Genomic DNA, 17,041 nt, shown 5'->3' with positions numbered 1-17,041 from the left:
CCATTAAAGCGGTACGCGAGCTGGGTTCAGAACGTCGTGAGACAGTTCGGTCCCTATCCGTCGCGGGCGTAGGAAATTTGAGAGGATCTGTCCTTAGTACGAGAGGACCGGGATGGACATACCGCTGGTGTACCAGTTGTTCTGCCAAGGGCATCGCTGGGTAGCTATGTATGGATGAGATAAACGCTGAAAGCATCTAAGTGCGAAACTCACCTCGAGATAAGATTTCCCATTCCTTTATGGAAGTAAGACCCCTGAGAGATGATCAGGTAGATAGGATGGAAGTGGAAGTACGGCGACGTATGGAGCGGACCATTACTAATCGGTCGAGGACTTAACCAAGTCAAAAACGTAGTGTTTTCGGAAATAAAGATATTGTCTAGTTTTGAGAGAACAAGGTTCTCACAAAAAAGTGTGGTGGCGATAGCACAAAGGCTACACCTGTTCCCATTCCGAACACAGAAGTTAAGCTTTGTAACGCCGATAGTAGTTAGGGGATCGCCCCTTGCGAGGATAGGAAGTTGCCACGCTATCATTATGGAGGATTAGCTCAGTTGGGAGAGCGTCTGCCTTACAAGCAGAGGGTCACAGGTTCGAGCCCTGTATCCTCCATCATGAGTCGTTAGCTCAGTCGGTAGAGCATCTGACTTTTAATCAGAGGGTCGACAGTTCGAGCCTGTCACGACTCATTAAAATAAAAAAGCACTTGACAAACAATTGTGATTGTTATAAGATGATTAAGTCGCTTGTTTTAGCGCCGACTTAGCTCAGCTGGCAGAGCATCTGATTTGTAATCAGAGGGTCGGAGGTTCGAATCCTCTAGTCGGCACCATTAATGCGGAAGTAGTTCAGTGGTAGAACACCACCTTGCCATGGTGGGGGTCGCGGGTTCGAATCCCGTCTTCCGCTTGTGATCAGTGTATCACGCCGGGGTGGCGGAACTGGCAGACGCACAGGACTTAAAATCCTGCGGTGAGTGATCACCGTACCGGTTCGATTCCGGTCCTCGGCATTAAATATTAATAGTACGCACCCATAGCGCAACTGGATAGAGTGTCTGACTACGAATCAGAAGGTTGCAGGTTCGACTCCTGCTGGGTGCATATATCGGGAAATAGCTCAGCTTGGTAGAGCACCTGGTTTGGGACCAGGGGGTCGCAGGTTCGAATCCTGTTTTCCCGATTGAACGAAAGTTCTTAAGTTCAATATCGCGGTGTAGCTCAGCTGGCTAGAGCGTCCGGTTCATACCCGGGAGGTCGGGGGTTCGATCCCCTCCGCCGCGATTTACGTACTAGTGCCTCGGACCTTTAGCTCAGTTGGTTAGAGCAGACGGCTCATAACCGTCCGGTCGTAGGTTCGAGTCCTACAAGGTCCATTTGATCTGTTTATTAGATGGATCATAGTATGTAACTAAATATCATGGAGGATTACCCAAGTCTGGCTGAAGGGAACGGTCTTGAAAACCGTCAGGTGGGTCAAACCACGCAAGAGTTCGAATCTCTTATCCTCCTTTTTATTATCGCGGGATGGAGCAGTCTGGTAGCTCGTCGGGCTCATAACCCGAAGGTCGTAGGTTCAAATCCTGCTCCCGCAATAATGGTCCTATGGTGTAGGGGTTATCACGCCTGCCTGTCACGCAGGAGATCACCGGTTCAAATCCGGTTAGGACCGTAAATATGGCTCGGTAGCTCAGTCGGTAGAGCAAAGGATTGAAGCTCCTTGTGTCGGCGGTTCGATTCCGTCCCGCGCCATTAACAACGTTATATGCGGGTGTAGTTTAGTGGTAAAACCACAGCCTTCCAAGCTGTTGTCGCGAGTTCGATTCTCGTCACCCGCTTAAGTGTTAAATGGGCCTATAGCTCAGCTGGTTAGAGCGCACGCCTGATAAGCGTGAGGTCGGTGGTTCGAGTCCACTTAGGCCCATCTGGAGAAGTACTCAAGTGGCTGAAGAGGCGCCCCTGCTAAGGGTGTAGGTCGGTAACACGGCGCGAGGGTTCAAATCCCTCCTTCTCCGTTAATATGGCCCGTTGGTCAAGTGGTTAAGACACCGCCCTTTCACGGCGGTAACATGGGTTCAAATCCCGTACGGGTCATCACAATATATAATTATCGCGGGATGGAGCAGTCTGGTAGCTCGTCGGGCTCATAACCCGAAGGTCGTAGGTTCAAATCCTGCTCCCGCAATATGGTCCTATGGTGTAGGGGTTATCACGCCTGCCTGTCACGCAGGAGATCACCGGTTCAAATCCGGTTAGGACCGTTGTGACTTTATATTTTAGCTGCCATTACGGTAGCTTTTTTTATGAAATCAACCTAACTTTATTTACAAGTGAAGTTAGATGTAGTATCATATAGTATATTGGCTATGGCGATAGTGGCGAAGTGGTTAACGCACCGGATTGTGGCTCCGGCACTCGTGGGTTCGATTCCCATCTATCGCCCTTAATGCCGGTGTGGCGGAATTGGCAGACGCGCTGGACTCAAAATCCAGTGTCCGTTGAGGACGTATCGGTTCGACCCCGATCACCGGTATTTCTTGGGACTAGGTAGTTATACCTAGTCTTTTTTTGTACCTAAAAAAGCTTTTGCAAATATTTAAGCATTTTACCTTGAATAAGTGCAATCTTGTGTTAGAATAAGAACGTTACAACTCACTCATTCCCGATAGGATTCACTATCTAGTGAAGATGCCTTGTAACCACAAAATTGAAATGGGGGAATTCAAAGTGTCAGAAAGACATTTATTTACATCAGAATCAGTCTCAGAAGGACATCCAGATAAAATTGCAGATCAAATCAGTGATGCGATCTTAGATGCGTTGCTGGAAAAAGATCCCAATGCACGTGTAGCAGCAGAAACAACTGTTACCACAGGTTTAGTAGTTGTTGTCGGTGAAATTTCGACTAATAAGTATGTCGATATTCAAAAAGTAGTACGCGATACGATCAAAGAGATCGGTTATACTAATGGCAAATATGGTTTTGACGGCGATAATTGTGCCGTTTTGACGGCGATCGATGAACAATCAGCTGATATCGCTTTAGGTGTTGATAACTCATTGGAAACAAAAGAAGGTCAAGCAGATCCGCTCGATCAGATCGGTGCGGGGGATCAAGGTTTGATGTTTGGGTATGCGATCAATGAAACACCTGAATTGATGCCATTGCCGATCGCGTTGAGCCATCGCTTGATGCGTAGGATCGCCCAAGTGCGTAAGTCAGGTGACCTTGCCTATTTAGGACCTGATGCTAAGGCACAAGTTACCGTTGAATATGCTGATGATGGCAAACCGTTACGTGTTGATACAGTTGTTTTATCAACGCAACATGCGGCCGAAATCGGGTTGGAACAAATTAGACAAGATATTTTAGAAAAAGTTATCCAGACAGAGATCCCAGCTGAATTACTTGATGAGAAAACAAAATATTTCATCAATCCGACTGGACGCTTCGTTATCGGTGGTCCACAAGGTGATGCTGGTCTGACCGGACGAAAGATCATCGTTGATACTTATGGTGGTTTTGCTCATCATGGTGGTGGTGCTTTCTCTGGGAAAGATGCTACTAAAGTGGATCGTTCAGCTAGCTATGCTGCGCGTTACATTGCTAAAAATATCGTAGCTGCAGGAATCGCATCTCAAGTTGAGGTCCAGATCGCATATGCTATTGGAGTTGCGCAACCGGTATCGATCGCAGTCGATACATTTGGAAGTTCAAAAGTAAGTAATCAAGCATTAGTGGCAGCTATCCGCAAGATTTTTGATCTGCGTCCAGCGGGGATCATTGAAATGCTCGATCTTCGTCGCCCTATCTATAAGCAAACAGCCGCTTATGGTCATTTTGGACGGACTGATGTTGAGTTGCCTTGGGAGAAAACAGATAAGGTTGCTGAATTGAAGGCGGAATTGAATTTAGATTAAAAGTTAGAACTATTTTGAGCGCTAGTTGATATGAACTAGTGCTCTTTTTTGAGAGAAGACTTTGGGAAACCTAAGAAAATATTGTTCATCATTAAAATATAAGTTATAATTTAAATGTAAAAGCTAGAACTGATGGATTGCCGTCTGAAGCAAAGAAAAATGAAGTTATCATATATAGGGTAGAATTACCTTTTAGTAGTGCCAAGAAATAGTTTGCAAATAAATATGTTAGTGAAGTCCGTACTTTGATATACAATAAGATAGTAAAGAGGTCAAGATAGTCTTTGGAGAAAAGAGCGTGGATAGCATTAATGATTTTATTGCCGAAAGTAAACGAATATGGTGATTATTATGGATGACAAATTAAATATTATTTATAATGTTATTGGGTATATCATATGTGATATTTTTTTATTTTGGTATTTACCAACTGACACTTGGTATAATATTATGATCAACATTGTAATTATGATACTGGTGATGTTTGGTGTATGGGGATTATTAACAATATTAGGAAATAAAACTTTCAGATCATAATTAGCCCCGACTTTGACATCTTTATAAAATTCAACTTTTATAAGGGTAGACGTATTAGCTACTTTATAACGATCCATAAATAAGGCCACTCAATAACTGGGTGGCTTATTTTACATTGATCGGAGTGAAAAAGCTAGCATGAATCAGCGATAGAGGATATAATCAAAGTAAGATCTTAATTTGAGCAATTATTATAAATATTAGGAGGGTCGAATTTTGAAGAGTAGAAAAGAACGTCTTGAGAATAAAAAACAACAGCTGTTATCTGAGAATATAAAGTCTGTCAAAAAAGCTACGACGTATATTGGAACGACTGTTTTGATGGGAACAGCTGGTTTAGTGTTGAGTAAAGTTAAGGCGCAAGCTGATACAGTTCAGATCGATCAAAATACATCATCTAATAACAATAATGAAAATACTAGTGCAAATTCCAACAATATAAATGACCAAAATCAAGTTTCGACGCAAACTGCGCAAACTCAGACACAAGCTCAAGCTGCATCTTCTAGCCAAGAACAAAGTCAAGTTGCTTCAGCTAGTCAAGCGGTACCTAGTTCTGCCGCTGCACCAACAGTCAATGTCTCACGCACTTACCCAGGGAATGTACAAACATTTTTGAATAATATCGCTGGCCCGGCACAACAAGTTGCACAGCAACGCGGACTATATGCATCTTTGATGATCGCACAAGCTGCCCTTGAAAGCGGATGGGGTGGGAGTTATTTATCGACTTCAGCTTATAATCTGTTCGGGGTCAAGTGGTCAGGCTCGGGAGCATATATTGAGTTACCAACACAGGAATTTTATAATGGCTCCTACCATACGATCTATGATAAATTTCAACGTTACTCAAGCTATGCAGAATCTTTGAATGGCTATGCCAATGTGATCACAACACGTTTTCCTAAATCTACGCGAGCTAACTCGGCTAATTATGCAATTGCAGCGCAAAATCTGCGTTATGGGGTATATGGAACATATGCGACAGCGCCAGACTATGCGGATAAATTGATCCGGGTGATCCAAACCTATAATTTAACAGCTTATGATGTTGGAGGCACATCAGTTGATACGAATCAAACGCCAACAAATAACAATAATAATGTAGATCAAACCCAAACAAGTGGCAATGGGACTTACACTGTTAAAGCCGGCGATTCACTATATCGGATCGCTAAAAATCACAACATAAGCTTACAAGAGTTGAAGAGTTTGAATAACTTAAATAGCGATCTGATCTTTGCAGGTCAAGTTCTAAAAGTCTCAGGCCAAGTGTCTTCGAGTCAGCCAAGTACGAATACGAATACATCTCAAAATTCCAATCAGACCCAAACAAATGGTAATGGGACATATACGGTCAAAGCGGGTGATTCGCTATATCGTATCGCAGTCAACCACAACATGAGCTTACAAGAGTTGAAAAATTTGAATAACTTGAGCAGCAACTTGATCATGCCCGGTCAGGTCTTAAAAGTCTCAGGCCAAGTGTCTTCGAGTCAGCCAAGTACGAATACGAATACATCTCAAAATTCCAATCAGACCCAAACAAATGGTAATGGGACATATACGGTCAAAGCTGGCGATTCACTATATCGTATCGCAGTCAACCACAACATGAGCTTACAAGAGTTGAAAAATTTGAATAACTTGAGCAGCAACTTGATCATGCCCGGTCAGGTCTTAAAAGTCTCAGGCCAAGTGTCTTCGAGTCAACCAAGTACAAATACATCTCAAAGTTCAAATCAAACTCAAGCAAGTGGGAATGGGACATATACGGTCAAAGCTGGTGATTCGCTATATCGTATCGCAGTCAACCACAACATGAGCTTACAAGAGTTGAAAAATTTGAATAACTTGAGTAGCAACTTGATCATGCCCGGTCAGGTCTTAAAAGTCTCAAGTCAAGTGTCTTCGAGTCAACCAAGTACGAACACATCTCAAAGTTCAAATCAAACTCAAGCAAGTGGGAATGGGACATATACGGTCAAAGCTGGTGATTCGCTATATCGTATCGCAGTCAACCACAACATGAGCTTACAAGAGTTGAAAAATTTGAATAACTTGAGTAGCAACTTGATCATGCCTGGTCAGGTCTTAAAAGTCTCGGGTCAAGTGTCTTCGAGTCAACCAAGTACTAATACATCTCAAAGTTCAAATCAAACTCAAGCAAGTGGGAATGGGACATATACTGTCAAAGCCGGCGATTCGTTATGGGCGATCGCTAATTCACATAAAATGACGTTAAATGACTTAAAACGGGTCAATAACTTATCCAGTGATCTGATCTATGTTGGACAAACGCTTAAAGTAACTAAGGGCGCAGTTACAACGGCTAATAAGCCAAACACCCAAAGTAATACAAACAAAACATATACAGTCAAAGCCGGTGACTCGCTTTGGCGGATCGCTTCCAACAATGGTACAACGGTAAATCAATTGAAAGCCTTGAATAATTTGACTTCAGACATGATCTATGTCGGGCAAAATTTGAAATTAAAATAATTTTCTCTTGAATTAGTCGAGCGGTTTTGCTAAGATGGAGTAAATATTTGAACGCAGATAAGGAGTATTAGGAAGAACTAAGCTATTTTCAGAGAGTATACGGTTGCTGTGAGTATACAAGTTGGTTCTTCTGAACTCGCCTTTGAGTTTTTCGCCGAAGTTAGTAAGTGAAAACGGTCCTTCCCGTTACGAAGTTAAGTGTCAACTTAGTGTTGGAATATGGGTGGTACCGCGGTTTTTCGTCCTATATGGAGTTTATAACTCTATATAGGATTTTTTTATTTTCTAGAAAGGAACTATGAATAGATGAGCTATAATCATAAAGAGATCGAAAAAAAATGGCAACGTTATTGGGACGAACATAAGACGTTCAAGACAACTGAGGATAAGGATAAAAAGAATTACTATGCTTTAGATATGTTTCCTTACCCATCTGGACAAGGGCTCCATGTAGGCCATCCAGAAGGATATACGGCAACTGATATCATTTCACGTATGAAACGGATGCAAGGCTATAATGTTTTACATCCGATGGGGTGGGATGCCTTTGGATTACCAGCAGAACAATATGCGTTGAATACTGGTAATTCGCCACGTGAATTTACTAAAAAAAATATTAACAATTTTAGACGTCAGATCAAATCATTAGGTCTTTCATACGATTGGGATCGCGAAGTAAACACGACCGATTCGGCTTATTACAAATGGACACAATGGATCTTTGAACAACTTTACAAGCGTGGGCTAGCTTATGAAGCTGAGATCCCAGTTAACTGGAGCCCAGATCTAGGGACTGTAGTGGCTAATGAAGAAGTTATCGATGGTAAGACTGAACGAGGGGGCTTCCCTGTTATTCGTAAGCCAATGCGTCAATGGGTCTTAAAGATCACCGCCTATGCAGACCGTTTGATCGATGATCTGGAAGATCTTGATTGGCCTGAAGCGATCAAAGAACAACAACGTAACTGGATCGGCCGCTCAGTTGGTGCCACGATCGATTTCAAAGTTGATGGTCAAGATGAACAATTAGAAGTATTTACTACACGTCCGGATACTTTATTTGGTGCTTCAGCGATCACGATCGCACCGGAACATGAACTTGTAGCTAGCTTAACGACACCAGAACAAAAAGAAGTTGTTGAAGCTTATGTTGAAGAGATCTCACATAAGTCTGATCTTGAAAGAACAGACCTAGCTAAAGATAAAACAGGGGTCTTTACCGGAAGTTATGCGATCAATCCAGTAAACGGTGAAAAATTACCGATTTGGTTGGCTGACTATGTTTTAGCTTCTTATGGTACTGGAGCAGTTATGGTTTCGGCTGCCCATGATCCACGTGATTGGGAATTTGCAAAGAAATATGATTTGCCGATCATCCCAGTCATTGCTGGGGGCGATGTTGAAAAAGAAGTTTACACCGGTGAGGGTGAATATATCAATTCCGATTTCTTGAATGGTTTAACTAAAGAAGAAGCGATCGAGACGATGATCAACTGGTTAAAAGAACACGGTGTGGGTGATAAAAAAGTAAATTACCGCTTACGTGATTGGACTTTCTCACGCCAACGCTACTGGGGCGAACCGATCCCTGTGATCCACTGGGAAGATGGCGAAACGACGTTAGTTCCAGAAGATGAATTACCGCTTCTTTTACCTAAGTCAAATGATATCAAGCCTTCAGGTACAGGTGAAAGTCCATTAGCTAACCTTGAAGATTGGGTCAATGTGGTCGATGAAAATGGGCGTAAAGGGAAACGTGAAACGAATACGATGCCACAATGGGCTGGAAGTTCATGGTACTTCTTGCGTTATATCGATCCACACAACAATGAGTTGATCGCTGATCCTGAAAAATTAAAGGCTTGGTTACCAGTAGATCTTTACGTTGGTGGGGCTGAGCATGCGGTCTTACACTTATTGTATGCCCGTTTCTGGCACAAATTCTTATATGATCTAGGTGTTGTGCCAACTAAAGAACCATTCCAAAAATTGGTCAACCAAGGGATGATCTTAGGAAATAACCATGAAAAAATGTCTAAATCTAAGGGCAATGTGGTCAACCCAGATGACATCGTTGAGCAATACGGAGCTGATACATTACGTCTATACGAAATGTTTATGGGACCACTTGATGCTTCGATCGCTTGGAGCGAAGATGGTTTGAATGGGGCTAATAAGTTCATCAACCGTGTTTGGAACTTGTTGATCGATGAAAATGGTCAATTACGTGACCGAATCACAACGATCAACGAAGGTAATTTAGACTTGATCTACAATCAAACAGTCAAGAAAGTTACCGAAGACTATGAAAAATTGCATTTCAATACTGCAATTTCACAATTGATGGTCTTAGTCAATGAATTCTACAAGGCTGATTCCTTACCACTAGAATATGTTGAAGGTTTAGTCAAATTGATCTCGCCGATCACACCACATATGGCTGAAGAACTTTGGACTTTATTAGGGAATGTTGGTAGCATCGCCTATGCTAAATGGCCAACGTATGATGAAAGTAAATTAGTCGAAGATACAGTCGAGATCGTTGTCCAAGTTAACGGTAAGATCAAGCAACATCTGCATGTTTCACGGACTGCTTCAAAAGAAGAGTTAGAAGAACTTGCTTTGAATGACGAAAAGATCAAGACTGAGCTTGAAGGTAAGACGATCCGTCGGGTGATCGCAGTGCCAGGTAAATTAGTCAATGTAGTTGCTAACTAATAGTAAATAAAGAAATGAGATCTAAGTGGGGATCTCATTTCTTTATTTTTTAACGGCCGAAGATCAAAATTTGTTTGATTTTTAGAAAGAAATTTGCGAAATCAAAGTAAATTGGATAGAATAGAACGTAAATGTATTTATAAAAAGGAACATTAATGTCTCAGAAAGGATTTTAATAGCATGAAAAACGAACTATCTCGTGCATTGACGCACCGCCATGTACAGATGATCGCGATCGGCGGTGCCATAGGAACTGGGCTTTTCTTAGGGTCTGGGAGCGCGATCCAAAAAGCGGGTCCAGCGATCATTCTCGCTTACCTGATCGCCGGGATCTTTTGCTTTTTAATGATGCGTGCGATCGGTGAATTGATCTTGTCTGATACCTCTAAAGCATCGTTTATTGAATTTGTACGCCAATATCTCGGTGAAAAGTGGGAATTTGTAGTTGGCTGGACCTATTGGCTATGTTGGGAAAGCTTAGCTATGGCCGATCTGACCGCTAGTGGTATCTACATCCGCTACTGGTTCCCCAATATTCCACAATGGTTGACAGCTTTAGCGATCATTTTGATCTTGTTAGCCTTTAATTTACTGAGTGTGGGAGTTTTTGGTGAATTAGAAGCTTGGTTTTCTAGCATCAAGGTTTTAGCGATCATGGCTTTGATCGCGACTGGTTTGATCTTATTATTGACTTCAGCTAATGTTGGTGGTCATCAAGTACAATTGAGTAATTTAGTTGACTATGGTGGCCTTTTTCCAAAGGGATTTTCCGGGTTATTAGCTGCTTTTCCGATGGTCATCTTTGCCTTTACAGGGATCGAAATGGTCGGTTTGACTTCGGGTGAAACGGCTGATCCTAAAAAAGATCTTCCACGGGCGATCAACACATTACCGATGCGGATCGGGCTATTTTATGTGGGCTCGATGTTTGTCTTGATGTGCATCTATCCTTGGAATGAGATCGCCACGACTTCAAGTCCATTTGTCCAGGTCTTCTCTGGGATCGGGATCAAAATGGCTGCAGCTGTGATCAATTTTGTGGTCCTGACTGCGGCGTTATCGGCATGTAATAGTGCGATCTTTAGTACGAGTCGAACGCTGTTTGTTTTAGCAAATAGTGGACAAGCGCCAAAGAAGATGGCTAAGATCAGTAATCGCAGTGTGCCAGTTGGTTCTTTAGTCTTTTCTTCGTCAGTCCTCTTTATTATCGTGATCTTGAACTATATTTTACCAAGTAGTATCTTTGAGATCATTTCAGGGGTGGCTACGGTCAGCTTTATCTTTGTTTGGATCATTTTAGTTTGGTGTCACTATAAGTATCGTCAACAAAATAAAACCGCTAAAAGCATTTTTCCGATGCCGCTTTATCCCTGGACTAATTTTTTAACGATCATCTTTTTTGTGATCGTCTTAGGGTTATTGGCAACGAGTAAAAGTACTTTGATCTCGATCATTTTTGCGCTGATCTGGTTTAGTTTATTGTTCATACTTTCGGGAAAACTTAAAACTACTAAAGAAAATAATTGAGCAAAAACGCCTTAGAGTTTGTACTCTGAGGTGTTTTTGAGTTGAAAATCTTTTTTAGTATTATATTTTTTGCTAGAATCTATACTGAAACAGTAGAAAGGAATATATGCTATGAAAGAACAAACGATGAAAGAAAAAATGCTTCGTGGTTCGGCGTGGATGACAGCTGGGAGTATCATTTCCCGCATCTTAGGTGCGCTCTACATCATTCCTTGGTATAGCTGGTTTGGAAGTGACAAGTTACAGGCCAATGCTTTATATACAAAGGGGTATACTGTTTATAGTATTTTTTTGATGATCGCGATATCGGGTATCCCTTCAGCTGTTGCTAAACAAGTTGCACATTATAATTCTAAAAATGAATATGGCGTTTCAAAAAGATTGTTCAAAACCAGTTTAATGGCTTTGTTTATTTTAGGGGCAGTTTGTACCCTTGTTTTTTGGCTGATCGCTCCTTTTATCTCGCAAGGCGACCCAAGAATGGTCTCGATCTATCGTTCCTTAGCCTTAGCTTTATTGGTCATTCCAGCAATGAGCCTTTTGCGCGGATATTTTCAGGGCTTTCAGGATATGGCACCGTCGGCTTTATCGCAATTGATCGAACAATTTTTACGAATAATCTATATGTTATTAGCGACCTATATCACGATCAAAGTTATGGGGCTGCCATTTGAAGTTGGAGTTTGGCAGTCGACTTTTGCGGCTTTTATCGGTGCTGTAGGTGGGACTTTATTGTTAGTGGGATATTATCTCAAGCATAAAAAAAGATTGGATGAACTAGTATCTCAGAGTAACGATCAGCTCGAAATAACAAATAAGACTTTATTAAAAGAGGTCTTATATCAAGCTTTACCTTTTATCTTTATTGCCTGTGCGATGTCGATGTTTAATTTGGTCGACCAGTTTACCTTCCCTGTGATCATGCAACAAGCAGGTGCGTATAGTATGACTCAGATCAATGCCTTATACGCTTTATTTGCGGGAAATGCCAATAAGTTGATCATGATCGTGGTGGCATTATCGACCGCGATGGCAACGACCGCGATCCCACTTTTAAGTGAAGCTGTTGCTAGACGCGATAGTGCTTTGATGAAAAAGCAACTATTAGAATCCTTAGAGTTGTTATTCTTTGTAATGTTACCAGCCGTCTTTGGGATGGCTGCAGTCAGTCGCCCGCTTTACTTAGTATTTTACGGTTATGAAGCAACGGGGATCTTTGTTTTAGCGATCTCGGCGTATGTAGCGTTAGCAATGGGACTATTTAACGTTTTAGGCTCACTATTGCAAGGGATCTATGAAAATAAACAAGCTATCAAATATACTACCTTGGGACTAGGTGTGAAATTAGTCCTTCAATATCCGTTGACTCTTTGGCTAGGTGTTTTTGGACCACTTTTAGCGACCGGGATCGCGATGAGTTGGGCCAGTTATTTAATGTTGCGCTTTTTATATTTGAAGTATAATTTGCCAACAGGCCAGTTACAAGTTAATGTCAATAAGATGTTCATAGTAGCATTACTGATGTTTGGCGTGACTTTACTGTTTGTCAGTGGTTATTATATGGTATTTCCCGGGAATAGTCGCTTGTCGGCTTTGGTCGGGCTGAGCTTAGCCGCTGGGATCGGGGGTTATCTGTATTTATTGGCTTGTTTTAAACTCGGCCTATTACAACGGATCTTAGGCATAAAAGTGACAAGTAAATTACAAAAGATATTTAGGTGGAAATAAGATGAGATTAGATAAGTATTTAGCGACTGTGGGCTTGGGAACACGCTCAGAGGTAAAAAAATTGTTACGTAAAAAAAGCGTCAGTGTTGACGGTGAAGTCATCACTGACGGAAAATTTCAACTTGATCCGGCTATTTCCCAGGTTATGGTGGGACAAAAAGTACTGATATATCAAAATTATTATTACTATATGCTAAACAAACCTAAAGGGGTAGTTTCAGCGACAACAGATAAGGTCGAGAGAACAGTTTTAGATCTGTTGGTCGAACCTGCAAGTAACCAAAAACTTTTCCCAGTGGGGCGTTTAGACAAAGATACGACGGGCTTGTTGCTTTTGACAAATGATGGGGCCTTGAGTCATGAATTGTTGAGCCCCAAAAAACACGTGGCAAAAACTTATGTCGCCCAGATCGCGGGAATAGTGACGCCAACAACTTGTGAGATTTTTGCTAGTTCGATGACGTTAAAAAATGGCGAAAAAACTAAACCCGCCAAGTTGAAGATCTTGACGGTTGATGAAGCACATGAGCGATCTGTGATCGAGATCACGATCACAGAAGGCAAATATCATCAAGTGAAGCGGATGTTTGCTGCGGTAGGGATGAAAGTTTTAGAACTAAAACGTCTTCAAATGGGGAGTTTAAAACTTGATCCCAAGCTAAAACGAGGAGATTACCGTCCCTTAAGCAAGCAGGAATTAGCTAAATTGCGCCATGAAAGTTTGTAAATGTTCAATGATATCGGTCGGTAAAACAACATATTTACTTTGGGAGAGGTCACTTGCAACGGCGCTGTGCAAATAAACGGCGGCATCTAAAACATCAGCTGGAGCTAATGTTTTGAATTGTCCCATAAAAGCAGCGATGATCCCAGTCAAAGTATCGCCCATACCACCAGTTGCCATGTAGGGACCACCAATAGGCAAGCGACTGAGCGTATTATTAAGATGATAGATCTCAGTGTGATACTTTTTTAAAACAATATGAGCAGCTAGTTTTTGTTGGGCGCTTTGATTGGCTTGAGGTAGTTGCTCTGTAAGCGCTAGTCCAGATAAACGAGCCCATTCGACTTGGTGTGGGGTGTAGATCACCTGACATGTCGGACGTAAGGGCTCGTTTTGTTGTGCAAGGAGCGTGATCGCGGACCCATCGATGATCAGGGTCGTAGTTGGATCGACTGCTGTTAAAGTTATTTTTAATATCTGTTTTGCAAGTTTATCTAGACCTAGGCCAGGTCCAATGACGATCGTATCAGCTTGCTTGATAGCTTGGGTCAAAGCCTCAAAGTCGCTATGATCGACGACCATTGCTTCAGGTAAGCGCGCATGAAGTGCAAAAAAATTTGAACTATCTGTAGCACAGGTGACAAGACCAGCGCCGGCATGGACTGCAGCGCTAGCAGACATGATCACAGCGCCACCCATATTTTTGTTACCACCGATGATCAAGATCTTACCGAAATTTCCTTTGTGACTTTGTTTAGGCCGCGGCTTAATCACTTGTTTTAGACAAGCTACGGTCAGATTTTTCATAGTTTCCATTGGATCTCACTCCGATCGCTCAAGGTATTCTATGTCCAAGGTAAGTCATTTTATTATATTTTTCAACTGATAAGATAAGTGTTAAGGTGGAAGTTGGTAGAATTTATGCTAAAATAGGGGAGAGATCGAATCTAAATAAGAGGTGGATTTTTATGACAATCGATTGGAAAGAAGAAGCCGCTAAACGCAAAGACGATATGTTGGCGGACTTAAAGACCATGCTTCGGATCGAAAGCGTACGTGATGAAGCAAAAGGAACTCCTGAAGCTCCACTTGGACCAGGTCCTAAGGAAGCTTTAGACAAATTTTTAGAAATTGGTCAACGTGATGGCTTTGAAACACTTGAATTAGATGGCTTAGCTGGACACATTGAATATGGTGATGGTCCTGAAACATTAGGGATGTTAGCTCACGTAGATGTTATGCCAGCTGGCAACGGTTGGAATACAGATCCATTTGAACCTGTTGAAAAAGATGGACGTTTATACGCACGTGGGGCTTCAGATGATAAAGGACCAAGTATGGCGGCATATTACGGCTTAAAGATCGTTAAAGAACTTGGTTTACCAGTTTCAAAAAAAGTACGTTTTATCTTAGGGACTGATGAAGAAAGTCAATGGCGCGGTATGACCCACTACTTTGAAAAAATGCCACAACCTGATTTTGGCTTTTCACCAGATGCCTTTTTCCCGATCATCAACGGTGAAAAAGGTAATGTTAGCTTTGTTGCTGATTTTGCTGGAACCAATGGTGGTAAAGTTGAATTAGTTAGCTTTGAAGCTGGCTTGCGTGAAAACATGGTGCCACGTGATGCGGAAGTTTACTTGAAAGCTCAAGATACTAAAGCTATTTTGAGTGCTTTTGATGAATTTGTAGCTAAAAATCCTATTACAGGGACAGCTTACTTGAAAGAAGGTAAGGTCTACTTGCATATTATCGGTAAAGCTGCCCATGCGCAAGAACCACGTAATGGTCAAAATGCCGCTACTTACATGGCGACCTTCTTACAACAATTTGATTTTGGAGGTGCGGCGGCCAACTTTATCAAGTTCACGGCTGATTACTTGCATCAAGATTCGCGGATGAAAGCTTTTGGTGTTGCTTATACCGATGAGATCATGGGGGATCTAACGATGAACTCTGGGATCTACAGTTTTGAAGCGGGCAAAGGTGGCCAGATCACCCTTAATTTCCGTTTCCCTAAAGGTACAGATGAAAAAGATATCGAAGCTGGTTTGAAAAAAGCTGCTCAACCATTAGATATCGAAGTAAAGCGTAGTGGCAAATTACAAGTGCCACATTACGTTTCCCCAGAAGATCCATTGGTCAAGACTTTACTTAACGTTTACCAAGAACAAACAGGTGAACCAGCTGAAAGTAAAGTTGTCGGTGGTGGCACATATGGTCGTTTGATGGAACGTGGGGTCGCTTTTGGCGCAATGTTCCCAGGTGTACCTGATACGATGCACCAAGCAAACGAATTTATGCCGATCGATGATCTGGTGAAGGCAGCAGCGATCTATGCGCAATCGATCTATGAGTTGATCAAATAAGAATAGTTTTTGGAAAGACTGTCGGATGGCAGTCTTTTTTTGATAATTTCAAAAAAAGAGCGTAAAATGTAGTTAGAGTAACATTAGCCTAGCGGAGTAAGTAACAGTTAGAAAGTTCAAAATGTGAAGCTGGGATTACTTGAGATAAGGGCCGCGGGTCATGTTTGCGGTGATTATAGAAAGGAAAAACTATATTTCTTTCGCAAGTATAAATGATGTACTTGTTTGCATTTTATATAGCAGGGATTTAAGATGAAGAAAGGTTTTTTAGAAAAGAATTCAGCCCAAAGTGATGAAAAAACAACACTGTTTAAAGTTTTAAGTCGGCGTGAAGATCTTTTTTTGCGAGTTGATAACAGCTTGTTGCCTAAATTAGACGATGATGCTAAGTTAAAAAAGATGCTTGATACTTTATTACGCAAGCGCTCTAAAGCCAATCGGCGCGAGATCATAAATATCACTCAGCATAATTACCGAATCTTTCTTTAATGATCAATGAGGTGAAGCAATTGTTTTTAACTACAGGTGAAGTCAAGCAAGCTTACACGATCAAAGGGATCGTACATGCGACTGTCAAAAAAACTTTAACAGCAGAACAACTTGATGAGGTTGATAATTTCGATGAACTCTATCGCCAAGTTCAAGATATTTTGATCGAACGCGCAGTCGCTAAAGACGGTGACGGGATCATTGGGGTCAGTTTTGAACCGCAGATCGTTCGGGTTTCAGTTGGACCTAAATATTTGATGTTACATGGTTACGGAACTGTGATCAGTTTAAACTAGGTTGCTTGACTATTTGGTGTTTTAGTGTAAAATAATAGAAGTTGATGCCACTATGGCGGAATTGGCAGACGCGCAACGTTCAGGTCGTTGTTTGGTTTATCCAAGTACAGGTTCGACTCCTGCTAGTGGCATAGAACTTAGTGATAATACTGGGATTTTGAGCGATAGTGTCTTAGATAGAAAGTGGATAGTTCTATCTGGGGCACTTTTTTAGCTTGCATGTGTCGCTCA

At 41.8% G+C, this 17,041-nt stretch carries 10 protein-coding genes, 22 tRNA genes, 2 rRNA genes, 1 riboswitch and 1 other annotated feature (1 of these 36 cut by a window edge); of the genes, 33 read left to right on the top strand and 1 reads right to left on the bottom strand.

The window, feature by feature from the left end:
• The 29 genes from CPS94_RS05925 to CPS94_RS05780 all read left to right on the top strand — a co-directional run.
• Nucleotides 1–342: ribosomal RNA gene (locus CPS94_RS05925) — 23S ribosomal RNA — on the top strand; it begins 2,575 nt to the left of the window's first position.
• A gap of 71 nt (nucleotides 343–413) precedes the next feature.
• Nucleotides 414–530: ribosomal RNA gene (rrf, locus tag CPS94_RS05920) — 5S ribosomal RNA — on the top strand.
• A gap of 9 nt (nucleotides 531–539) precedes the next feature.
• A tRNA-Val gene (locus tag CPS94_RS05915) sits at nucleotides 540–612 on the top strand.
• Between the two features lie 4 nt (nucleotides 613–616).
• Nucleotides 617–689: transfer RNA gene (locus tag CPS94_RS05910), tRNA-Lys, on the top strand.
• A 67-nt stretch (nucleotides 690–756) separates the two neighbouring features.
• Nucleotides 757–832: transfer RNA gene (locus CPS94_RS05905), tRNA-Thr, on the top strand.
• A 5-nt stretch (nucleotides 833–837) separates the two neighbouring features.
• Nucleotides 838–909, top strand: a tRNA-Gly gene (locus CPS94_RS05900).
• Between the two features lie 17 nt (nucleotides 910–926).
• Nucleotides 927–1,012, top strand: a tRNA-Leu gene (locus CPS94_RS05895).
• A gap of 17 nt (nucleotides 1,013–1,029) precedes the next feature.
• Nucleotides 1,030–1,103: transfer RNA gene (locus CPS94_RS05890), tRNA-Arg, on the top strand.
• Nucleotides 1,104–1,108: 5 nt separating this feature from the next.
• A tRNA-Pro gene (locus CPS94_RS05885) sits at nucleotides 1,109–1,182 on the top strand.
• A 27-nt stretch (nucleotides 1,183–1,209) separates the two neighbouring features.
• Nucleotides 1,210–1,283: transfer RNA gene (locus CPS94_RS05880), tRNA-Met, on the top strand.
• A gap of 18 nt (nucleotides 1,284–1,301) precedes the next feature.
• Nucleotides 1,302–1,375 (top strand) — tRNA-Ile (locus tag CPS94_RS05875).
• Nucleotides 1,376–1,421: 46 nt separating this feature from the next.
• Nucleotides 1,422–1,511, top strand: a tRNA-Ser gene (locus CPS94_RS05870).
• Between the two features lie 9 nt (nucleotides 1,512–1,520).
• Nucleotides 1,521–1,594, top strand: a tRNA-Met gene (locus CPS94_RS05865).
• 4 nt (nucleotides 1,595–1,598) lie between these two features.
• Nucleotides 1,599–1,671, top strand: a tRNA-Asp gene (locus CPS94_RS05860).
• A gap of 7 nt (nucleotides 1,672–1,678) precedes the next feature.
• Nucleotides 1,679–1,751, top strand: a tRNA-Phe gene (locus CPS94_RS05855).
• 15 nt (nucleotides 1,752–1,766) lie between these two features.
• A tRNA-Gly gene (locus tag CPS94_RS05850) sits at nucleotides 1,767–1,837 on the top strand.
• Nucleotides 1,838–1,849: 12 nt separating this feature from the next.
• Nucleotides 1,850–1,923 (top strand) — tRNA-Ile (locus CPS94_RS05845).
• Between the two features lie 3 nt (nucleotides 1,924–1,926).
• A tRNA-Ser gene (locus CPS94_RS05840) sits at nucleotides 1,927–2,014 on the top strand.
• 7 nt (nucleotides 2,015–2,021) lie between these two features.
• Nucleotides 2,022–2,093, top strand: a tRNA-Glu gene (locus CPS94_RS05835).
• Nucleotides 2,094–2,110: 17 nt separating this feature from the next.
• A tRNA-Met gene (locus CPS94_RS05830) sits at nucleotides 2,111–2,184 on the top strand.
• Nucleotides 2,185–2,187: 3 nt separating this feature from the next.
• Nucleotides 2,188–2,260, top strand: a tRNA-Asp gene (locus tag CPS94_RS05825).
• Between the two features lie 108 nt (nucleotides 2,261–2,368).
• Nucleotides 2,369–2,441: transfer RNA gene (locus CPS94_RS05820), tRNA-His, on the top strand.
• Between the two features lie 6 nt (nucleotides 2,442–2,447).
• Nucleotides 2,448–2,532 (top strand) — tRNA-Leu (locus CPS94_RS05815).
• A gap of 107 nt (nucleotides 2,533–2,639) precedes the next feature.
• Nucleotides 2,640–2,729, top strand: a riboswitch (SMK box riboswitch).
• Nucleotides 2,727–3,920 (top strand): methionine adenosyltransferase, encoded by a 1,194-nt coding sequence (metK, locus tag CPS94_RS05810; RefSeq protein WP_004048454.1) that lies wholly within the window; start codon nucleotides 2,727–2,729, stop codon nucleotides 3,918–3,920. Its footprint overlaps the riboswitch before it by 3 nt.
• Before the next feature lie 753 nt (nucleotides 3,921–4,673).
• Nucleotides 4,674–6,959, top strand: coding sequence for a LysM peptidoglycan-binding domain-containing protein (locus tag CPS94_RS05800; RefSeq protein WP_112194536.1), 2,286 nt, complete (start codon nucleotides 4,674–4,676; stop codon nucleotides 6,957–6,959).
• A 45-nt stretch (nucleotides 6,960–7,004) separates the two neighbouring features.
• Nucleotides 7,005–7,209, top strand: a binding site (T-box leader).
• Between the two features lie 56 nt (nucleotides 7,210–7,265).
• Complete coding sequence (leuS, locus tag CPS94_RS05795) at nucleotides 7,266–9,677, top strand: leucine--tRNA ligase (protein WP_004048446.1); 2,412 nt, start codon at nucleotides 7,266–7,268, stop codon at nucleotides 9,675–9,677.
• 180 nt (nucleotides 9,678–9,857) lie between these two features.
• Nucleotides 9,858–11,204 carry an amino acid permease gene (locus CPS94_RS05790; protein WP_004048444.1) on the top strand — a complete coding sequence of 449 codons (1,347 nt, stop codon included), beginning with the start codon at nucleotides 9,858–9,860 and terminating at the stop codon, nucleotides 11,202–11,204.
• A 111-nt stretch (nucleotides 11,205–11,315) separates the two neighbouring features.
• Entirely contained in the window at nucleotides 11,316–12,932 is a 1,617-nt protein-coding gene (locus tag CPS94_RS05785) for a putative polysaccharide biosynthesis protein (RefSeq protein ID WP_004048443.1), read from the top strand.
• Nucleotide 12,933: 1 nt separating this feature from the next.
• The gene (locus tag CPS94_RS05780) at nucleotides 12,934–13,659 is read left to right on the top strand and encodes a pseudouridine synthase (RefSeq protein ID WP_004048441.1); all 726 of its coding nucleotides are present in this window, start codon (nucleotides 12,934–12,936) and stop codon (nucleotides 13,657–13,659) included.
• On the opposite strand, the gene CPS94_RS05775 is transcribed toward CPS94_RS05780, so the two are convergent.
• Nucleotides 13,630–14,472, bottom strand: coding sequence for an NAD(P)H-hydrate dehydratase (locus CPS94_RS05775; RefSeq protein WP_004048439.1), 843 nt, complete (start codon nucleotides 14,470–14,472; stop codon nucleotides 13,630–13,632). The genes CPS94_RS05780 and CPS94_RS05775 overlap by 30 nt on opposite strands.
• 152 nt (nucleotides 14,473–14,624) lie before the next feature.
• Between CPS94_RS05775 and pepV the strand changes: the two genes are divergently transcribed.
• The 4 genes from pepV to CPS94_RS05755 all read left to right on the top strand — a co-directional run bounded on the left by pepV (nucleotide 14,625) and on the right by CPS94_RS05755 (nucleotide 16,941).
• Nucleotides 14,625–16,025 carry a dipeptidase PepV gene (gene pepV, locus CPS94_RS05770; RefSeq protein ID WP_004048437.1) on the top strand — a complete coding sequence of 467 codons (1,401 nt, stop codon included), beginning with the start codon at nucleotides 14,625–14,627 and terminating at the stop codon, nucleotides 16,023–16,025.
• A 252-nt stretch (nucleotides 16,026–16,277) separates the two neighbouring features.
• On the top strand, nucleotides 16,278–16,514 hold the full coding sequence (locus CPS94_RS05765; protein WP_004048435.1) for a hypothetical protein: 237 nt from the start codon (nucleotides 16,278–16,280) through the stop codon (nucleotides 16,512–16,514).
• A 20-nt stretch (nucleotides 16,515–16,534) separates the two neighbouring features.
• Nucleotides 16,535–16,810 carry a hypothetical protein gene (locus CPS94_RS05760; protein WP_039936049.1) on the top strand — a complete coding sequence of 92 codons (276 nt, stop codon included), beginning with the start codon at nucleotides 16,535–16,537 and terminating at the stop codon, nucleotides 16,808–16,810.
• A gap of 46 nt (nucleotides 16,811–16,856) precedes the next feature.
• Nucleotides 16,857–16,941, top strand: a tRNA-Leu gene (locus CPS94_RS05755).
• Nucleotides 16,942–17,041 lie beyond the last annotated feature (100 nt).

This window comes from Ligilactobacillus murinus (genome assembly GCF_003288115.1).
Lineage (GTDB): Bacteria > Bacillota > Bacilli > Lactobacillales > Lactobacillaceae > Ligilactobacillus > Ligilactobacillus murinus.
The sequence above is the reverse complement of the archived record's forward strand: the minus strand, read 5'-3'. Positions and strand labels throughout refer to the sequence as shown.

Bases quoted from the DNA above. Each gene is read 5' to 3' on its own strand.
- CPS94_RS05765 (WP_004048435.1), top strand. From the start codon at position 16,278: ATGAAGAAAGGTTTTTTAGAAAAGAATTCAGCCCAAAGTGATGAAAAA.
- CPS94_RS05775 (WP_004048439.1), bottom strand. From the start codon at position 14,472: ATGGAAACTATGAAAAATCTGACCGTAGCTTGTCTAAAACAAGTGATT.
- CPS94_RS05780 (WP_004048441.1), top strand. From the start codon at position 12,934: ATGAGATTAGATAAGTATTTAGCGACTGTGGGCTTGGGAACACGCTCA.
- CPS94_RS05785 (WP_004048443.1), top strand. From the start codon at position 11,316: ATGAAAGAACAAACGATGAAAGAAAAAATGCTTCGTGGTTCGGCGTGG.
- pepV (WP_004048437.1), top strand. From the start codon at position 14,625: ATGACAATCGATTGGAAAGAAGAAGCCGCTAAACGCAAAGACGATATG.
- leuS (WP_004048446.1), top strand. From the start codon at position 7,266: ATGAGCTATAATCATAAAGAGATCGAAAAAAAATGGCAACGTTATTGG.
- CPS94_RS05790 (WP_004048444.1), top strand. From the start codon at position 9,858: ATGAAAAACGAACTATCTCGTGCATTGACGCACCGCCATGTACAGATG.